The following is a 17,818-nucleotide window of genomic DNA, read 5'->3' as shown; positions in this document are numbered from 1 at the left end:
CAAAATCCAGTTGCTAGATTCGTATTCCTACTGCATGATAGATATATAAGTGGAATTTATTGAACGATCGTTCTCCAAACGACAAAACAAACAAAGTTCGGTTAAAATTTGCCCTAACCCGAACATTAGGAGAATATAATGGAACCTGAAATTTACACACCTCATAATAAATTAAAATTTGTGACTGCCGCCTCACTTTTTGACGGGCATGATGCTTCTATCAATATCATGAGGAGAATACTCCAATCCTCAGGAGCAGAAGTAGTTCACTTAGGTCATAATAGATCTGTTCAGGAAATAGTTGACTGCGCCATCCAAGAAGATGTGCAGGGAATTGCAGTTACAAGTTACCAAGGCGGTCACGTAGAATATTTCAAATACATGATAGATCTTCTGAAAGAAAAAGGAAGTTCTCATATCAAGGTATTCGGCGGAGGTGGAGGAACCATTCTTCCTTCAGAAATACAAGAGCTAGAAGCCTATGGAGTTTCTAAAATTTATTCTCCGGATGACGGGCGTTCTTTGGGATTACAAGGAATGATCAATGATCTATTACAAAAATCTGATTTTCTTCCTCCACATAGATTTAATGGAAATCTGTTCTCGGAGATCCGTAAAAAAAATCCGATCGCAATCGCAGAATCGATCTCCTTAGTAGAATCTACCGAAAATGATTCTAAAAAAATAGATCCGACAAAATTGGATTTTCCACTTTCCCAAAAGATAATCCCTATCTTAGGAATTACGGGAACAGGAGGAGCGGGAAAATCCTCCCTTACGGATGAACTTGTAAGAAGATTTATTCATGATTTCGAAGACAAAACTATCGCGATTATTTCCGTAGATCCTTCCAAACGAAAAACAGGAGGAGCACTCTTAGGAGATAGGATACGTATGAATTCCATCTCTCATCCAAGAGTGTATATGAGATCTTTTGCAACTAGAGAAGCAAATATCGCATTGAATCGAAATGTTAAAAAGAGTTTGGACGTTCTTAAAAGTTCAGAATTCGATCTAGTGATCGTAGAAACAGCGGGGATAGGACAAAGTGATTCTGAAATTACGGAAGTATCCGATCTTTCTCTTTATGTAATGACACCCGAATTCGGCGCCGCCACCCAATTAGAAAAAATCGATATGATCGATTATGCGGATCTGATTGCAGTCAATAAATGTGATAAAAGAGGAGCATTAGACGCAATCAGAGATGTTCAAAAACAATTCCAAAGATCCAGAAAATTATTCGATCAAGCCCCGGAGAAAATGCCAGTATTTGGGACTATTGCATCCCAATTCAATGATCCTGGAACGAATAATCTATACGTTGCACTCATCGATTCATTAAACAAAAAGTTCAATTTGGATTGGAAATCCAATTTTGCTTCCAGTTCAGAAACTAGCCAAAAGATCCATATCATTCCTCCGGATAGACAAAGATACTTAGCAGAGATCGCTGAAGAATGTGAGAAATACGAAAACTTCGTCAAAAAAGAATCCGAAACCGCAGAGATCCTATATAGGATCAAAGGAACGATAGAAGTTTTAAAAGAAAGAGGCAAAAATGTCTCCGACTTGGAAGAAGAATATTCCAAAAGAGAAGAAGGACTTCATCCGGACACAAAAAAGATCCTAAAAGAATGGGATTCTAAATTAGAAAAGTATTCGGGAGAATTTTTCACTTATACAGTAAGAGACAAAGAGATCAAAGTAGAGAATTTTACAAAATCCTTAAGTAACCTGAATATCCCGAAGGTTTCCGTTCCTAAATTCAGAAACTGGGGAGAGATCGTAAAATGGTCTTATACCGAGAATTTTCCGGGAGAATTCCCATATGCCGCCGGAGTATTTCCTTTTAAAAGGACCGGAGAAGACCCTACTCGTATGTTCGCCGGCGAAGGTGGTCCAGAAAGAACAAACGCAAGATTCCATTACGTTAGCCATGGAATGCCGGCTCATCGTTTAAGCACTGCATTCGATTCCGTAACTTTATACGGAGAAGATCCTGGACTTCGCCCTGATATTTATGGTAAGATCGGAAATTCCGGAGTAAGCATCGCAACCTTAGACGATGCTAAAAAACTATATTCAGGTTTTGATCTTTGTAGTCCGAGCACTTCCGTATCCATGACGATCAACGGACCGGCACCGATGCTTCTATCCTTCTTCTTGAATACCGCAATTGATCAAACCTGTGAGAAATATATTCGGGCAGAAGGAAAAGTAGAAGAGGCAAAATCCAAACTTGCGGAGATCTATTCTAAAAAAGGAGTTCCTGTTCCACACTACAAAGGAGAGATCCCGAGAGGAAATGATGGCCTAGGTCTTCTTCTTTTAGGAACCACCGGAGATCAGATCCTTCCTAAAGAAGTTTATGAAAAAATAAAGAAAGAAACTCTTTCTTCCGTTCGTGGAACTGTTCAGGCGGATATTCTAAAAGAAGACCAGGCACAGAACACATGTATCTTCTCCACTGAATTTGCTCTGAAGTTAATGGGAGATATCCAGGAATATTTTATTTGGAATAAGGTCCGTAATTTTTACTCCGTTTCTATTTCGGGATATCATATCGCAGAAGCGGGAGCCAATCCGATCACTCAGGTGGCTTTCACTTTAGCGAATGGATTTACGTTTGTGGAATATTATCTTTCTCGCGGAATGAAGATAGATGATTTCGCACCTAACCTTTCCTTCTTCTTCTCAAATGGAATTGATCCTGAATATGCAGTCATCGGAAGAGTGGCACGTAAGATCTGGGCCAAAAGTATGAAGTATAAATACAGCGGATCGGAACGTTCTCAAATGTTAAAATACCATATCCAAACTTCCGGTCGCTCTTTACACGCACAAGAGATCGCATTCAACGACATTCGAACCACCTTACAAGCGTTATATGCTATCTATGATAATTGTAATAGTTTACATACGAATGCTTACGATGAGGCAATCACAACACCTACGGAAGAATCAGTCAGAAGAGCAATGGCGATCCAGCTAATCATTAATAGAGAATTGGGTCTGGCTAAAAATGAAAATCCTCTACAAGGTTCCTTCATCATCGATGATCTTTCCGATCTGGTAGAAGAAGCGATTTTGTCCGAGTTCAGACGTATTTCTGAAAGAGGCGGAGTTCTGGGTGCAATGGAAAGAATGTACCAAAGAAACAAGATCCAAGAAGAATCCTTGGAATATGAGCATAGAAAACATACCGGAGAGATCCCTGTGATCGGTGTGAATACTTTCTTAGGCAAAGATGGATCTCCTACAATTCTTCCGGAAGAAGTGATCCGCTCCACAGAGGATGAAAAAAAGGCGCAGATTAAGGAACTCGAAGCATTCCAATTCAGGAACCAAGAGGATTCTTCTAATGCTCTGAAAAATTTACAAGCGGCCTGCCTTTCCGGAGAAAACGGATTCGAAGCATTAGTAGAAGCCGGAAAGGTCTGCTCTCTGGGACAAATGACCCATTCTCTTTATGAAGTGGGTGGCCAATACAGAAGAAGTATGTGACCGACGAAGGTGATACAAATCAATTCTGAGGACCTTTTTTTGTTTCCCTTAGGGTTTCAAAGTAGAAAATTTGGTCCAAGACCATGACTTCTTCTGCAATTCAGTTTACAGAGACACATGTATACGCTGAAAAAAAACGGTTTAGAGTCGTTTTTGTGCGGAACGTATGTTCTGTTGAAACGGAAGAAATCGGCCTGATCATGCAAAAGATCCAAGAAATCCAACCGACCGTTGTAGAACTGGATCTTGAAAATGTAGTCGCAATCCCTTCTCTCATATTGAATCGGATCTTAAAACTTTTAGCGGAATTAAAATCCAAAGGAGTCCCGGTGGAAATCAAAACCAGCGAAGGACTCAAAACCGTTCTGAATCGACTGAAAATCTCCCTACAATGAAAACGATTTCTATCATTCTGGCCCAATGCTTCCTATTCCAAAGTTTGGTATTCGGAAGCGGTTGGTTCTGCGGAATGCTCGCGGGAGAGATCAAACTTTGCCATTGTAATCACGGAAGCCAAAAAGAAAAACATTCGGACTCTGAAGATTCCAGATTTTCCTCCAAACTTGCCGATTCTGGAGAAGATCATTCTAATTCTAAACCTTCTTCCCTACCCGATTGTCATTCCGCTAAGTCAGGAGAAGCACATAAATGCGCCTGTAAAAAAGCAAAAGACAAGGCTTCTTATTTAAGCGGAACTATCTGCACTCAATTTTTCACTTATTCCAAATTAGAAAACATAGCTCCAGAAACTCTTGGCTCGGAACTTTTGAGCCGTATAAAAGAAGATTCCGGAGTGTTTGTTTCTTTCGATCTAGAAAGACCCCCTCGATTCTCCTAAACCTTTTCTAAACCTCGAACGAGGAAGCGGTGGATAATTATATCCTCACGCTAATACGAAAAATCGGAAAGTGATACTTTCCTCAGGAGAATATTATGAAATTATTATATAAATCCGCGATTATTGCGTTATTAACCGCATACATCGCAAATTGCGACGGCCAATCTGCCAACCCAAATTTGGCGCTATTAGCATTAGCCACAGGAAATCCGTCTGGAATCCAATTCAGTGCAGTGGTTGGAGATAGTCACGCCACCTGCGAAGGGGATATAAGCGGACATGGGGATTCTCATTCCAGTTCTGTTGTTACCATCCAACACGTAGCCGGGGTAATGCCCATTAAACTAAAGGATCTTAGATTTTATGTTTCCGGATTCGAATTAGTAGACCAGGACGATAATGTTACCACTTTAGATATTCCTAATACAGGTGTTTGGCAGTATAGCGGAGTTACACTTCTGGATTTCGAAAATGGAAAAGGGAGCTGCAGCGGAACTGCTGAAACCAATAATTTAGTCCAAACTTCTGTTGAGAATAAAACCTATAAAACCCTTAGATTCACTTTGGGAATCCCGGAATCACTCAATCATATCGATTACAGTGTTGCTCCTAGCCCTCTAAATATCTCCGGACTGGCCTGGGGATGGACCATGGGTTATAGATTTTTCGTAGGTGAATTTATATCCAATGATGCTGCAACATTAGGAAATGCAGCGGTTCTACATATAGGTTCTGCCGGCTGCACCGAGTCCAGTGGAGTTTATACATGCACAAACTCTAACCGGACTGTGATCGAACTCACTCCGACCGGAGGATTTAATCCATTCACACAAAAGGTTCAATTCGACCTTAAAAAAGCAGTCACAGGATGGGATATCAGTGCTGGAAGCAAATCTTGTCATTCTATGGGAGCTATGGACAGCGCTAACTGTTCCTTAGTGTATCCGAATTTCGGTTTGGATTATTCTACCGGAAATGCTGGGTCCACCGCTCAAACAGTATTTGGGATCGTATCCAAATAAGAACTATAACGATGGTTTCGGTCGATTCTGATCGAAGCCGGAATATATTATGAATCGACTTATTACGTTTTCTTTATTCTTACTTCTACTTTTCCAATGTACACAATTGGGATTGGAGAAGGAAAAAAGTTCCGGATCGGAAGGAATTCTTTTACTTTTAGGAACTTCTGCCCCCGAAGGAACTCCTTATACTTGGGATCTTCCTCCCGGATTCCCCGCGCCAAGAATCCCGAGTGATAATCCGGTCACCGTGGAAAAAGTGGAGCTTGGCAGGTTTTTATTTTATGATACAAAATTATCTGAAAATGAAACCCAATCCTGCGGAAGCTGCCATAAACAAGAGGACGCGTTCACGGATGGTCTTACTGTTTCCGTAGGTTCTACCGGGCAATCTCATCCCAGAAACGCACAACATCTATCCAACGTCGCCTATAATCTCAGACAAACCTGGGCAAATCCGGTTTTAAAAAAATTGGAGGACCAGGCAAGAGTCCCCATGTTCGGAGACAATCCTGTAGAACTTGGAATGAAGGACAGAGAAGATCTTTTGCTGGATAGACTTACGAATGACCCGGATTACGTTTCTAAATTCAAGGCGGCTTTCCCTAACGATCAAAATCCTTTTAGTATATTGAATATTACGAAAGCTTTATCCAGCTTTCAAAGGACTTTTATCTCGGGAAATTCCGCATACGACAGATACCAAGCCGGGGATTTTTCCGCTTTAAGTGCTTCTGCGATCCGAGGTAAAAATTTATTCTTTGGAGAAAAAGCGGAATGTTTCCATTGTCATGGAGGTTTCAATTTTACGGACACGATCCTTCATGTGGGAACGGTATTCGAAGAAGTTACTTTCCATAATAACGGATTGGATTCCTCCAGATTTGTAAGCCCAAATGGTGGATTGTATGAATTCACCACTAAAGAATCGGATCGGGGAAAATTCAGAGCACCTTCTCTACGCAACGTTGAACTCACCGCTCCATATATGCATGACGGTTCCATTCCGGACCTATTATCCGTGGTGAATCATTATGTAAACGGGGGAACCGGGGACGGCACTACAAATCCTAACAGAGACGTTTTTGTAAGAAGTTTTTCCTTAAGCGAATCCGAAAAACAGGATCTGGTGGAATTCTTAAAAAGCCTTACGGATACGGAATTCACCACCAATCCCAAGTTCCAGGATCCGTTCTGAAATTTTAGATAAATATGATGAAGAATAAAATAAAATTCGAATATATCTTATTATTCCTAATATCTTTCCAGGCATGCGCCTACGGAACTTTAGGAAATTCTACGGAAGAAAGATCGACTGAACTTCAGGCATTATTCCGTATCATGGACGAAAGAAGAGCGATCATCGATCCCTGGTTATATTATTCCGACGACCAAGGAGATTCAGATATAGGTTCTTTTACATTAAGCGGAAGTTCTACTTACCAGATACAACTTACGGAGAACGAAGTAGTATTAGAAAGTATTTCCATGTTATTTAAGGCGCCTGAAAATTCTTTTTCAGTCTCTTCTGCTTCCGCTGATGGAAAGGTCCATGTATTTCATTCCGGTGGTTCGGAAACTCCTACCCCAGGAACCGGCTCTTATTCCCAAAAATACGGGATCAAAGGAGATTTTTCTCCAGGAGATATTTCGGTCTCTGATTTTAACACATTAACCGGACCTGTAAAAAGACAAAGTTTATCCCCTTTTCCAGCAGTGCCATACGGAACCTTGGAACATATTTATGGAGAATTTTCAGACCTTCTTCTTACATTCCAAATATTTAATGGATCAATAACAAAAACGGTTCATGTAGAATTAAGAGAAGCTGAATTCCAAGTAGAAGCTTCCTGCGATTTGGAAATCCCTTATAAAAAGAATGTTCCATTCTCTATAGGATTTAGGACGGATGGCCTACTCTCTCAAAGAGCGGGATCTAGTTTTTCCATATTGGATGGGATCTTTGCAGTCTCCGGTTCAGAGATCACAATCAACGATTTTCAAAATACAACTCTTTACTCCGAAATCCAGGAAAATCTGGAAACAAGCGGCCAGGTCTTAGTATTATATTCATGTTTCTAATATTTCAAAAACGAACTCTTTTAATTTTTATACAACTTTTTACATTTCTATTCTTTCTCTTTTTAGGCGGGGAAATTTTCGCCCACCATGCGGGAGAAGGACAGAATATGATCTCATCCACCCGATTCGTGGATCCTTTTACAGGTAAAAGGGAAAAACCTTCCGATTATCTTTTGATCACTCAGGATTTTCAAAAAGGTACAATTGATAATTCTAATCTTCATACCACTACTGTGTTCGGTGAATTCAATTTTACCGGCGGAAAATTCGCGGCGAACTTCAGTGCTCCTTGGACTTATTATGAGCAGAAGGATAGAAGTGACGCTGCTCGTTACGGTAAGGCGTTCGTAGGTGCCAAATGGAATCCTCTGATTGATACTGGCTGGCCGTTCTTCATCATTTTAGAAGCTAGACTTGGTTTTCCTTCCGGTGGTGATACGGATAAATTTGCAGGTGGAGATTATTATTCCGGTATAACAAATCTTACATTAGGAACCACTTGGAAACAGTTTCTATTTGTGCTCAGAGGCTCGGGAATTTTCCCTCTTTCTAAAGATCATGCGAACTTGGATACTCAATCCGGTCTTCCTTATTGGGCTCAATCTTCCACAACCCAAAATACCGAAACTCATCCGGAGATCCAAAAGATCACTCAGTGGTTTGCATATATTACTTATTTTTGGAATAAAGATTTCAGTGTCTTCGGAGGACTTTTATACAGAACTCCGTATGTGAACGTGATCGGCGGTGGAAGTCTTTTGGAAGAAGATTCCGAAACCCAGAAAAAATTCCCGAAAGCATTCAAAGAAGCTAGTTTAGGTTTTAATTATACTCTTACTAAAGGAACGTATCTTACAATTGCAGGTCGACTTCCCTTAATACGAGATCCTGAGATCAGACTTTATGATTATGCGATCACTACTTCTATTTCTTTTGAACTTCCTGAATGGAGGGATTCTTCTAAAAAATCGGAGAAAGAAGCTGAGGAATTCGAATCGGAAGATGACTTGGAGAAGAAGTAATTTTCTAATCCCAGAGAGACTGGAAGCAAAGCGCTGAATTTTTTTCGAAACTTTGGAAGCCAGACTTGGCCACACATTCTTCCTCGGTGGAAGGGAAATAGTCTATCCCTCCGCCCTCGTATTTGATCCTACAACACCCTTGGGTCTTAGAAGGTTTTTCTTTTTTGGGAGAAGGTTCCGAAGTTTTGGAATCCTTTGGCTGCTCAGGAGAAACCCCTGAAACAGAGCTAGCGGTCCAATAGAGGCTACTCAAGACCAAAGCCAAGATCCAAATTCGGAAATTTACCATAGCTATTTTATCCTCCGTATTACTTTTCAAGGCAAGGAAAAATCCTCGGCTGCAAAAGGTGAAGTAAAGTTTTTACGTTGACTCGGCGGGCTTGCGAAGGTGACAAAGAGAGAAAAGTTCAAAAGACCGAATAGGAATTCGAATGAAAACTCTCCGCTCAATTCTACCAGGACCTAAGTCCTTATCAATATCCGTTATCTTCTTTATGATCGCATTCGGCCAAGTCTCGGCGGAAACGATCCTTTTAAAGAACGGCGAAAAAACCTATGGAACTGTAATCGATCAATCCACAGACACAGTTACAATTCTAAAAGAAACCAAAAGACAGACCTTGCCCAAATCTCAGATCTTAAAGATCATCTTCAAAGAAATCAAGGATGAGGCAGAACTTGCAAAATTATTCGATGCTGAAAAAAAGAAACTGAATAAAGACGGTAAGAAGTCTGAAAAAGAAGAACAATTGGACACCATTCTTCTGGAACAAATGATCAAAGAGAATAGTTATAAAGCGGTCCAAAAACGTTTGGCATTGATCGAGAAGTATATAGACGAACAAGATTCCAGTTGGGAAGAATATATTTCCGCAAACAGAAATCCTTGGGAGCCTGTTTGGAAATCCGCAATCCTACCGGGTTGGGGACTTTCCACCATGAAACATGATAATTATGCGAGAGCTTATCAGATAGCGATCGGTCTCTCTATCGTTGTTGCAATCGGTGGAAGCCAAGCAGCAACAGAACAACATAATAAGGCTGGGAATCGTCTGAGCAAAATTTTATTCGAAGATCCGGTTACTTATGCGCAGATACAAGGTTCAGGAATTACGGGAGCATCGGTTGTAGTAACTAAAATGCAATCAGATAGTATTTCCGAATATAACTCCTTCAAAAGTAAAGAAGGCCAATACGAAAATTACAGCAGAGCAGGACTTTATATGGGTGTCGGTTTGTATTTAGTTCAGTTGGCTCAGAGTTATTTTTTAGGCCAAAAATGGGCTACTCATAATATCATCCAAACTCCTTCCGGAGAGGCAGTGAAAGAAGGATTCAATTTTAAAAGTAATTATATGCCGATCGCAGCAGGTGGCGCGAGTAATCTTTGGGAATACCGCACCGACCTGAGATATGTAAGCACTTTCTAAACTTCTGGAATAGAATATCCTTTCGATTTCAACCAGTCCTGGTCGTACAACCTGGACTGGTATCTCGCTCCGCTATCAGCAAGAATAGTGACTATGGTATGTCCAGGTCCTAGTTCTTTTGCAAGTTTTACTGCAGCTCCTACATTGATCCCGCTTGAGCCACCTACAAATAATCCATCTTTGCGAAGAAGTGTATAAATATACTCTAAACATTCTTCATCTGTGACTCGGATCGCGTCATCAAAAGGAGCATCTTTCATGTTTTCGGTAATTCTTCCGTTACCTATTCCTTCCGTGAAAGAATTTCCTTCAGAACTAAGTTCTCCCTTTTTTACAAAATTATAAATTGCTGATCCATAAGGCTCTGCAGCGATCGTCTTGATCTTAGGATTTTTTTCCTTTAAGAACAATGCAGTCCCGCTGAATGTTCCTCCTGTTCCTAAAGATGCAAGCCAAGCGTCTACTTTTCCATCTGTTTGTCTCCAAATCTCAGGTCCTGTAGTATGATAATGTGCTAAACGGTTTGCCACATTATCGAATTGATTGGCCCAGATCGAATTAGGAGTTTCTTCCGCAATACGAGCGGAAACTTTTACATAGTTTCCAGGATCTTTATAGGGAACTGCAGGGACAGTTCTTACTTCCGCGCCAAGTGTCCTAAGCAAATCTATTTTTTCTTTGGATTGTGTATCCGGAATTACGATCAGACATTTATATCCTTTTGCATTACAGATATGTACGAGTCCGATCCCGGTATTACCGGCAGTACCTTCGACCACGGTGCCACCCGGCTTTAAGAGTCCCTTCTTCTCTGCTTCTTCTATGATAAATAATGCCGCTCTATCTTTTACGGAACCGCCCGGATTTAAGAATTCCGCTTTCCCTAAAATTTCACACCCTGTTAGGTCCGAATAATAATTTAAACGGATGAGAGGAGTGTTCCCGATCGCATCTGCAAAACCTTTTTTGATCTCCATAAGAGCCTCTTTATTATAATATTTTTACGTATGTGCAAATAAAAAAAGGAAAGCAAATCCATTCTCATGGACTCGCTTTCCCCCTCGAATTTTTCCGATTTTGTTTTTTGTTCCGGAAAAATAGTTTATGTTTTGAAATCGGCTATTAAGCGATTGTTACGTCTTTAGACAGATATACGTCTTGGATCGCGTTTAATAAGGCTACTCCGTCTTTCATCGGTTTTTGGAATGCCTTTCTTCCGGAGATAAGTCCCATTCCACCTGCTCTTTTGTTGATAACTGCAGCTTTTACCGCGTCACCCAAATCATTAGAACCGGAAGGTCCACCGGAGTTGATCAGACCGATCTTGCCCATATAACAGTTTGCTACTTGGTATCTCGCCATATCGATCGGATGATCGGAAGAAAGATCAGTATACATCTTATCATCTTTTTTACCGAATTTCAGATCTCTGAATCCACCTAAATTAGTTTCAGGTAGTTTTTGTTTTACGATATCCGCCTGGATAGTAGCAGCCAAATGGTTTGCTTGTCCGGTAAGGTCAGTAGCGATATGATAATCCGCTTTATCGTTTTTGAATCCATCGTTTCTGAGATAGGCCCAAAGAATAGTTACTAGTCCAAGTTCATGAGCTCTGTGGAAAGCTTCAGAGATCTCTTGGATCTGTCTGGAACTTTCGTCGGAACCGAAATAGATTGTAGCTCCTACAGCGGCAGCTCCCATATCAAATGCCTGCTCTACGTTTGCAAATAAGATCTGGTCGAATTTGTTCGGATAGCTTAGAAGTTCGTTATGATTGATCTTAACTACAAAAGGAATTTTGTGAGCGTACTGACGAGATACTAATCCTAAAACTCCAAGAGTGGAAGCAACCGCATTACATCCGCCTTCGATCGCAAGTTTTACGATATTTTCCGGATCGAAATAAGCAGGGTTTTTAGCGAAAGAAGCACCCGCGCTATGCTCAATTCCTTGGTCCACAGGAAGAATGGAAAGATATCCAGTTCCGGCAAGACGTCCTGTATTATAAATGGATTGGAAATTTTTAAGAACAGAGTTGTTTCTGTCAGTCTTAGCAAAAATTTCGTCAATGTAATTCGGACCAGGGATGGTCAGGGTTTCCTTGGGGATGGTTTTAGAGACATGATTTAAGAGAGAATCCGCTTCCGCACCTAATGCGCTCTTGATTTTATCTAACATTCCAGTTATACCTATTGGTTTTATCGATCTGGTGACTAGTTTTGGGGCGAAGCCCAAAATTTCCATCGATTTTCGGCGAGAAATCCCGAGCTCTGGCCAAGCGGACGTAAGGTCTCTATTTTATTTGGACAGGAAGGCGGATATGGAAATCAGTACCAGAGCTGGACTTTTGGACATCCAGTTTTCCGTGATTGGATTGTATGATCCCATAACAAACGGAAAGCCCCATCCCTATCCTAGAGTCATCCGATTGTATTCTTTCAAAAGGTTGGAAGGCATTCTCAGGATCCAGTTCTCCGTTCAATGTTCCTGAAAGTCGGATGTCCAGATACTGTCCTGAATCCGTTTTAGTATCCTCTAACCCTGCGTTAAAATGGATCGTACTTCCTTTCAGATCGGAACCTACACCGTCCGCATAAAAATACAAAAGATAATATAATACTTCTTTAATTTGATTCTGCTTTAAGAATACATCCGGCATATCGGAAGGAATGTTCTTTGAAATTTCCAAATTTTTGGACTTCAATAATTCCGAGATAATCCCCTCTACCCCGGCGAGAATATCATCCAGCTTACACCAAGCTGGCTCTTCATTATCGGAACGAGAGAATAAGATCAGATTTCGGATAATACCCGAGATCCTTTCCCCTTGTTCTATGATCACTCTGGCGTAATTTCGAATATCAGTAGGTAGATCCTTTTTATTACGAATAATATTTCCGTAATTGATCACACCCATAAGAGGATTATTGATCTCATGAGCGATACCCGCTGCCAATTTCTGGATGGACTCCAATCTTTTTTCTGATTGGATTACCTTCTCCATTTCAGAGATCCTTTTTTCGGATACGGATAGAAGGTCCAATTCGGAGAAGGTTACGATACTTCCTACGATCCGATTCGCCTCGTCCCTAATAGGAGAAACTCTGAACCCTACTCTGATCTTTCTATCATCCTTTCTAACAAGGACAGCAGGGATATATCTAAGATTATGGCCTAAATTATCAGGATGTTCTCCGGAACCGATCTGAGTTTGTATAAAAGAAAGAACTACATCCCCGGGTTTTCCGAGTGCCTCTTCTAAACTCCAACCTGTAAGCTCTTCGGCGGAATGATTTAGAAATATAATATTTCCCTCGCCGTCCAGAGAGACTGCACCTTCTGAAATACTTTGGATCACATTCTTAAATTCTTTGCCACTTTCCTTAACGATTCCCAATCGTTTTTGTTGGCGAAGTGCGATCTCTATAGAAGACTTAAGCTGATGATTCTGGAATGGTTTAGTGATATAAGCATAAGTAGAAGCCGCATCCATCGCTCTCATAAACGTAGAGTCATCAGTATATGCGGTCATAAAAACGATCGGAACGTCTTTGATCCTTTGGATATGTTGTGCAGTCTGGATCCCATCCATATCACCTTCGATGGAGATATCCATAAGAACTAGATCCGGATCCGTTTCCTTAAAAATAGATTGAGCGTCCTGACCATTCGCAGCGACACCTGCCACCTTATAACCTAAATTTTGGAGAGTCTTTTGAAGGTTGAAAGATAGAAGCCACTCGTCCTCGACGATTAGAATATTCGGTTGTTCTGAAGAAGAACTCATGTTCGATATTAACATATTCCTGAGGTGGTAAAAACTGCGGCTCTTCCGTTATGCTCCCACGTTAGGAGTGAATTGGGAAATCCTTTTTTAGGAATATAATTGTTTCCGCAAAATTTTCAAAACTTCTCCTTTGATCTATTTTAGCATTATGAAATCCAGGAATAAATCACTGAATTTTCCAAATTCGAATACAGTCCTATTTTATTGTTTTTTTCCAATTTTAGTCCCCATTTTACCGCTCATTCGACTAAAAGAACCAAAACCTTGTCATAGTTCCGACCTCTTTTTTCCAAAAAAAGTCCTTGAATCGAAGCTCGCTCGAAACTACACTTTGGGCCTAGAGGTAGCCATGCTGGTAAAAGATATCTTGGAAAAAAAGGACCGAAAGATCCTTTCGGTGGAACCCAATACCACCGTTTGGGAAGCGATCCGATTTATGACCAAGTATGATATAGGTTCCGTGATAGTGCTCAAAGAAGGGAAACTCGCCGGTATATTTACAGAAAGGGATTTACTTCATTTTGCCTCCACAGACAGGGAAGCAGTATTCGATAAGACGGTGGCAGATCTAATGTCCACCACATTGACTACTATGCAACCGAACGACCAAGTGGATGATGTTCTTTCCATTATGCTAAAAAAAAGGATCCGGCATATGCCGATTCTGGATGGCAATAGATTGGTGGGAATCATCTCCATAGGAGACGCTGTGAAAGCTAAAATCGCGAAAACGGAAGAAGAGAATAAAAACTTAAAAAATTATATATATAGCGAATCCGGATTTATTTGATCCTTTTTATTCCTTCTGACCTGGATTCTCCAGATCATCGAACCTTTCTTTTAGAGTTGTATAGAAAAATGCCCCGCCTGGACTTATATCCAGGGGGCAAGTGGCTCACATTCGGGTATTCCCGTTAATTCCTAAAAGGTAATATCATTACCCAATACCGCAAGTCCGTTTTTTGGAAATCGGGTTGCCGGAATCACTTTTCCGGTAAGTATAGACTAAGATGGAGATTCCAAACCGGGTCGAACTAAATAGATGAAACTCCTTTTAATTATATTATTCGCATATTTAACGTATCGTTTCTTGCAAAGACTCATGTTTCCGGGGCGGAATGAAGGTTCCGGTTTCAGAGTTGTATATCCTGATAGAGAATATTCTTCCAGAGAAAAAGACATTTCCGACAAGGGAAGAGTGGTAGAAAAGGGAGAATGATTCCAGGAATGAATATCCGATTTTCCTATTTTATAATTCTATTATATTCTTTTTTCTTTTTCTCCTGTTTAGGAATGAGCGGAGAATTCGGCTGGGCTTTGATGGATGAAACCAAACAAAGTTTGCTGGAGAAAAAATTCACCACCGTCCAAGAGTTTACTCTTACGAGAGAGAAACTGATATTCCCTACAAACAAAACTCTTGTATATATTTACAAATTTTCAAGGATCCCAAACCCGGAAGCGGAGATCTATGTGAGTCTTAGCAGATTCCAAGTAGGCTTCAACGAGATAGAAGTAAAACGTAAAAGACCGGAAATTTCCAGCTCCAGTATTACAGGTCGTTTCCAAGAATTGATCGCAGGCAAATATTTGGTCAAAGTCTCCTATGAAGGAGAAGTGATCGACCAGGTGGAATTCAGAGTAATAGAACCGGAAGATAGAGAGGAAGAAAAAGAATCCGGAGACGATGTGGACAAATACACTAAGGCGAAAAAATCTTTAAATCAATAAGTATCGCCTGAAAGTGGATCCCTTGGATAAGGATCCCTCTGCATTCCATCTTCTAAAATTTTGTTGATCCTTTCTATATTTTTCAAAGCAAGATTGATCTCAGTTTGATTCCCTACTTTCAGGATCTCTTCATTCATTTTTTTGGATTGTCCATAATCCTTTTCGAATTCATATAATACGGATAATCTTTGCATCGCTCTCGGCCCGGGAGAAGTATCCAGTTTAGTTCTGATAATATCCATTTTTTCTTTGGATTCTTCCATCTCCAAACTTTTGAGCCTATATTGTGCCATGTCCTGGTCGTTCGTTCTTTCCAAGAGACCTTTTTTGATCTGCAGTAATTCTTTTTTACCCTGGGAATATTTCTCTTCTTCTAATCTTAAATTTTCCCTGAGTCTATCATAAGCTTGGATAGATCTGATCAATTCTTCCTTTTCTTTAGGAGGTTTTTTCTCGTATCTATATAGTTTAGAGATCCCTAAATAAGCAAGAACCTCCATCCGGATCCTTTCTTGTGAATCCGTAAAAGACAGATCGGAAGCAGCAGCTTTTTCTTGTTCCCTGATCTGCAACCAGTCTTCGTAATATTTTTTTCCAGATTCTAAATTGCCTAGTTTACTTTCGAAAAAATTCCCAAGCTCAAATGCATAGATCCCTTTTTTCTTAGGATCAGGTTCCGATAGATAATATTTTTCGTAAAATTCCGCGGCCAAAACATATTGTTTTAGTTCAGTATGTAAGGAAGCAATCGCACGATATACATAGGCAATCTCTGCAGGAGTTTTATTCTCTTTTAATGCAAGCGCCAAAAATTTTAAGAAGAAGTCTAGAGATTTGGCTTTTTTACCCGAGGCCTTTAGCTCTTCTGCCAATGCTAAAACTACTTGGGAATGTTCCGGATCTAAACGAAATGCAAGCTCGAGTAATGCTGCATACGCGAAGAAGTCCGTATTTCTTTTATAATCGAATAAAACGAAGATCCCCTGCCCGCTTACGGAGGTTTTATTCACTACTTTCAGTCTTTCTTTGTTTTCATTCTCCGAATCTTTTACGAATTTCGCTAAGGCAAAAACCGTGTCTGCGTCTTCTCTGGATTTCCTTTTGAAAAATGGATAATAATTATTCTCGAATGAATCTTTATAAGCGCTTGCCGCTCTTTTGAGTGAATCATCCGCATTTTTTACATTCTGTTTTGCAAGAGTTATATCATTTGGAGCAACTTTACGTGCATTACTAGGAGGATTAGATTCGAAGATCAGATCCTTCTCCCTTGCGGAAGCAGCTTCTAAAAGATGGACTCTATCCTTTGCATTTTCCAGATCTAAAGTCGCTTTTTCTAATTCTTTTTTGACCTTTGCATGTTGTCTGGCCCTATCGACTTCGTTTGTATCGTATAATTCTCTCAGTCTTTCTTCTTTTGGAAATGATTCTTCCGTATGAGAAAAATCCCTGTATCTGAGCGCAGCTAAGGCCTCTTCTAGTGCCTTGAAATTCTGCTTCTTCTTAGAATATTCCTGGCTGAGTAACCAATGTAATTCGAATAAAATAGGAGAATCACGGAGTTGTTGTCCCCCAGTGATCTTTCCTAACATTTTTAAGATCAATAAACGAAGAGTGTTTCGATCCGTTTTTTCCGTGAAGATACGGCCGAGCCTTCTTTCCTCTTCCGTTCTTTTTGGATCTACGAATTGAGCATAGTATGGATCCAAAACCTGGCGGATCATTGTGATCGGATCAGAAGTTTCGTCGGAAGAATTGAGTAAATTTTCCTTTAGTGTCCGGAGAGTGGCTGGAGGGATTACCTCGTGAGGAAGTTTATATATACCTGCAGGATCTAGTCTTTGGTCCTGTTCATCCGCCTCGGTTCGGACGTTTACCCCTAACCCAAAGACGATTAAGAGTAACACGCCCAGTATCAGGCGGGTTTGTTTCATTTCGCTCCGGCACCCAACTCCGCTAATTCTTCAGATCCTAGAATTTTTTCGATATCGATCAGGATGATGAACCTATCGTCCTTTTTACCGACACCCGTGATATAACGGGAGGAAATTCCTTTGATAGAAGGAGGAGGAGGATTGATTGTTTCAGGAGGAAAAAGTGCTACGTTAGCTACCTTATCAACTATGATACCGACGGATTCTCCGCCGATTTTTACCACGATTGCACGGTCATAACCTTGCTCATGGGAATGGGGAATATTAAGTTTCACACCTAGGTCCACCATCTTCACTACTTTCCCACGGATATCCATGATACCGGCGAAGTAATTTTTGGATCTGGGAACCTTTACCAAGTTATGGATCTTGATGATCTCATCCACGAGAACGATTGGAAGAGCGTATTCTTCCTCTCCCAAGCTAAATAGAATGTACTGGTGTTCGATTTCGGCGGACATTCCC

General features: G+C 40.5%; 17 protein-coding genes. 11 read left to right on the top strand and 6 right to left on the bottom strand.

Annotation, left to right across the window (positions count from 1 at the left end; genetic code table 11):
* Nucleotides 1-138: 138 nt before the first annotated feature.
* The 7 genes from EHO58_RS18495 to EHO58_RS18465 all read left to right on the top strand — a co-directional run bounded on the left by EHO58_RS18495 (nt 139) and on the right by EHO58_RS18465 (nt 8,471).
* Entirely contained in the window at nt 139-3,507 is a 3,369-nt protein-coding gene (locus EHO58_RS18495; RefSeq protein WP_135680898.1) for a methylmalonyl-CoA mutase family protein, read from the top strand.
* Between the two features lie 200 nt (nt 3,508-3,707).
* The gene (locus EHO58_RS19750) at nt 3,708-3,902 is read left to right on the top strand and encodes a hypothetical protein (protein WP_244241233.1); all 195 of its coding nucleotides are present in this window, start codon (nt 3,708-3,710) and stop codon (nt 3,900-3,902) included.
* Nucleotides 3,899-4,345: an LIC_11090 family protein gene (locus tag EHO58_RS18485; protein WP_135680897.1), complete on the top strand. Its 447-nt coding sequence runs from the start codon at nt 3,899-3,901 to the stop codon at nt 4,343-4,345. The genes EHO58_RS19750 and EHO58_RS18485 overlap by 4 nt, the downstream gene beginning before the upstream one ends.
* A gap of 95 nt (nt 4,346-4,440) precedes the next feature.
* On the top strand, nt 4,441-5,367 hold the full coding sequence (locus EHO58_RS18480) for an MbnP family copper-binding protein (RefSeq protein WP_135680896.1): 927 nt from the start codon (nt 4,441-4,443) through the stop codon (nt 5,365-5,367).
* Between the two features lie 49 nt (nt 5,368-5,416).
* Complete coding sequence (locus tag EHO58_RS18475; RefSeq protein ID WP_135680895.1) at nt 5,417-6,565, top strand: methanobactin export MATE transporter MbnM; 1,149 nt, start codon at nt 5,417-5,419, stop codon at nt 6,563-6,565.
* Between the two features lie 14 nt (nt 6,566-6,579).
* Nucleotides 6,580-7,449, top strand: coding sequence for a hypothetical protein (locus EHO58_RS18470; protein ID WP_244241232.1), 870 nt, complete (start codon nt 6,580-6,582; stop codon nt 7,447-7,449).
* Nucleotides 7,440-8,471, top strand: coding sequence for an LIC11086 family outer membrane transporter (locus EHO58_RS18465; RefSeq protein ID WP_135680894.1), 1,032 nt, complete (start codon nt 7,440-7,442; stop codon nt 8,469-8,471). Before EHO58_RS18470 ends, EHO58_RS18465 begins: the two co-directional genes overlap by 10 nt.
* 4 nt (nt 8,472-8,475) lie before the next feature.
* On the opposite strand, the gene EHO58_RS18460 is transcribed toward EHO58_RS18465, so the two are convergent.
* Nucleotides 8,476-8,760 carry an LIC_11321 family protein gene (locus EHO58_RS18460; RefSeq protein WP_135680893.1) on the bottom strand — a complete coding sequence of 95 codons (285 nt, stop codon included), beginning with the start codon at nt 8,758-8,760 and terminating at the stop codon, nt 8,476-8,478.
* A 142-nt stretch (nt 8,761-8,902) separates the two neighbouring features.
* Between EHO58_RS18460 and EHO58_RS18455 the strand changes: the two genes are divergently transcribed.
* The gene (locus EHO58_RS18455) at nt 8,903-9,901 is read left to right on the top strand and encodes an LA_0442/LA_0875 N-terminal domain-containing protein (RefSeq protein ID WP_135680892.1); all 999 of its coding nucleotides are present in this window, start codon (nt 8,903-8,905) and stop codon (nt 9,899-9,901) included.
* On the opposite strand, the gene EHO58_RS18450 is transcribed toward EHO58_RS18455, so the two are convergent.
* From EHO58_RS18450 to EHO58_RS18440, 3 genes are all read right to left on the bottom strand, one after another.
* The gene (locus EHO58_RS18450; protein ID WP_135627344.1) at nt 9,898-10,878 is read right to left on the bottom strand and encodes a cysteine synthase A; all 981 of its coding nucleotides are present in this window, start codon (nt 10,876-10,878) and stop codon (nt 9,898-9,900) included. The two genes, EHO58_RS18455 and EHO58_RS18450, sit on opposite strands and share 4 nt — an antisense overlap.
* Before the next feature lie 145 nt (nt 10,879-11,023).
* A complete protein-coding gene (locus tag EHO58_RS18445; protein WP_100711501.1) occupies nt 11,024-12,079 on the bottom strand; it encodes a class I fructose-bisphosphate aldolase in 1,056 nt (351 codons plus the stop codon).
* 115 nt (nt 12,080-12,194) lie between these two features.
* Complete coding sequence (locus EHO58_RS18440; protein WP_135680976.1) at nt 12,195-13,688, bottom strand: ATP-binding response regulator; 1,494 nt, start codon at nt 13,686-13,688, stop codon at nt 12,195-12,197.
* A 349-nt stretch (nt 13,689-14,037) separates the two neighbouring features.
* Here EHO58_RS18440 and EHO58_RS18435 point away from each other — a divergent pair, with 349 nt between their 5' ends.
* The 3 genes from EHO58_RS18435 (at nt 14,038) to EHO58_RS18430 (ending at nt 15,419) form a co-directional block, all read left to right on the top strand.
* On the top strand, nt 14,038-14,478 hold the full coding sequence (locus EHO58_RS18435) for a CBS domain-containing protein (RefSeq protein WP_135627346.1): 441 nt from the start codon (nt 14,038-14,040) through the stop codon (nt 14,476-14,478).
* 252 nt (nt 14,479-14,730) lie between these two features.
* A complete protein-coding gene (locus EHO58_RS19605) occupies nt 14,731-14,907 on the top strand; it encodes a hypothetical protein (protein WP_165780489.1) in 177 nt (58 codons plus the stop codon).
* 8 nt (nt 14,908-14,915) lie between these two features.
* Nucleotides 14,916-15,419 (top strand): LIC_12238 family plasminogen-binding lipoprotein, encoded by a 504-nt coding sequence (locus EHO58_RS18430; protein WP_244241231.1) that lies wholly within the window; start codon nt 14,916-14,918, stop codon nt 15,417-15,419.
* Here the strand turns inward: EHO58_RS18430 and EHO58_RS18425 are convergent.
* Together EHO58_RS18425 and EHO58_RS18420 are read right to left on the bottom strand one after the other, a co-directional pair.
* On the bottom strand, nt 15,413-17,353 hold the full coding sequence (locus EHO58_RS18425) for a tetratricopeptide repeat protein (RefSeq protein ID WP_135627348.1): 1,941 nt from the start codon (nt 17,351-17,353) through the stop codon (nt 15,413-15,415). The two genes, EHO58_RS18430 and EHO58_RS18425, sit on opposite strands and share 7 nt — an antisense overlap.
* A complete protein-coding gene (locus tag EHO58_RS18420) occupies nt 17,350-17,814 on the bottom strand; it encodes a chemotaxis protein CheW (RefSeq protein WP_008591961.1) in 465 nt (154 codons plus the stop codon). Before EHO58_RS18420 ends, EHO58_RS18425 begins: the two co-directional genes overlap by 4 nt.
* Nucleotides 17,815-17,818 lie beyond the last annotated feature (4 nt).

The sequence above is a fragment of the Leptospira selangorensis genome (genome assembly GCF_004769405.1).
GTDB lineage: Bacteria > Spirochaetota > Leptospiria > Leptospirales > Leptospiraceae > Leptospira_B > Leptospira_B selangorensis.
Note: the sequence above shows the minus strand (reverse complement) of the source record. Positions and strands in the feature narration are given on the sequence as shown.

Excerpts from the sequence above, each read along its gene's own strand:
- EHO58_RS18470 (WP_244241232.1), top strand. The coding sequence starts at position 6,580 with ATGATGAAGAATAAAATAAAATTCGAATATATCTTATTATTCCTAATA.
- EHO58_RS19750 (WP_244241233.1), top strand. The coding sequence starts at position 3,708 with ATGCAAAAGATCCAAGAAATCCAACCGACCGTTGTAGAACTGGATCTT.
- EHO58_RS18435 (WP_135627346.1), top strand. The coding sequence starts at position 14,038 with ATGCTGGTAAAAGATATCTTGGAAAAAAAGGACCGAAAGATCCTTTCG.
- EHO58_RS18420 (WP_008591961.1), bottom strand. The coding sequence starts at position 17,814 with ATGTCCGCCGAAATCGAACACCAGTACATTCTATTTAGCTTGGGAGAG.
- EHO58_RS18440 (WP_135680976.1), bottom strand. The coding sequence starts at position 13,688 with ATGAGTTCTTCTTCAGAACAACCGAATATTCTAATCGTCGAGGACGAG.
- EHO58_RS18425 (WP_135627348.1), bottom strand. The coding sequence starts at position 17,353 with ATGAAACAAACCCGCCTGATACTGGGCGTGTTACTCTTAATCGTCTTT.
- EHO58_RS18430 (WP_244241231.1), top strand. The coding sequence starts at position 14,916 with ATGAATATCCGATTTTCCTATTTTATAATTCTATTATATTCTTTTTTC.
- EHO58_RS18460 (WP_135680893.1), bottom strand. The coding sequence starts at position 8,760 with ATGGTAAATTTCCGAATTTGGATCTTGGCTTTGGTCTTGAGTAGCCTC.
- EHO58_RS18485 (WP_135680897.1), top strand. The coding sequence starts at position 3,899 with ATGAAAACGATTTCTATCATTCTGGCCCAATGCTTCCTATTCCAAAGT.
- EHO58_RS18480 (WP_135680896.1), top strand. The coding sequence starts at position 4,441 with ATGAAATTATTATATAAATCCGCGATTATTGCGTTATTAACCGCATAC.
- EHO58_RS19605 (WP_165780489.1), top strand. The coding sequence starts at position 14,731 with ATGAAACTCCTTTTAATTATATTATTCGCATATTTAACGTATCGTTTC.
- EHO58_RS18455 (WP_135680892.1), top strand. The coding sequence starts at position 8,903 with ATGAAAACTCTCCGCTCAATTCTACCAGGACCTAAGTCCTTATCAATA.
- EHO58_RS18475 (WP_135680895.1), top strand. The coding sequence starts at position 5,417 with ATGAATCGACTTATTACGTTTTCTTTATTCTTACTTCTACTTTTCCAA.
- EHO58_RS18445 (WP_100711501.1), bottom strand. The coding sequence starts at position 12,079 with ATGTTAGATAAAATCAAGAGCGCATTAGGTGCGGAAGCGGATTCTCTC.
- EHO58_RS18495 (WP_135680898.1), top strand. The coding sequence starts at position 139 with ATGGAACCTGAAATTTACACACCTCATAATAAATTAAAATTTGTGACT.
- EHO58_RS18465 (WP_135680894.1), top strand. The coding sequence starts at position 7,440 with ATGTTTCTAATATTTCAAAAACGAACTCTTTTAATTTTTATACAACTT.
- EHO58_RS18450 (WP_135627344.1), bottom strand. The coding sequence starts at position 10,878 with ATGGAGATCAAAAAAGGTTTTGCAGATGCGATCGGGAACACTCCTCTC.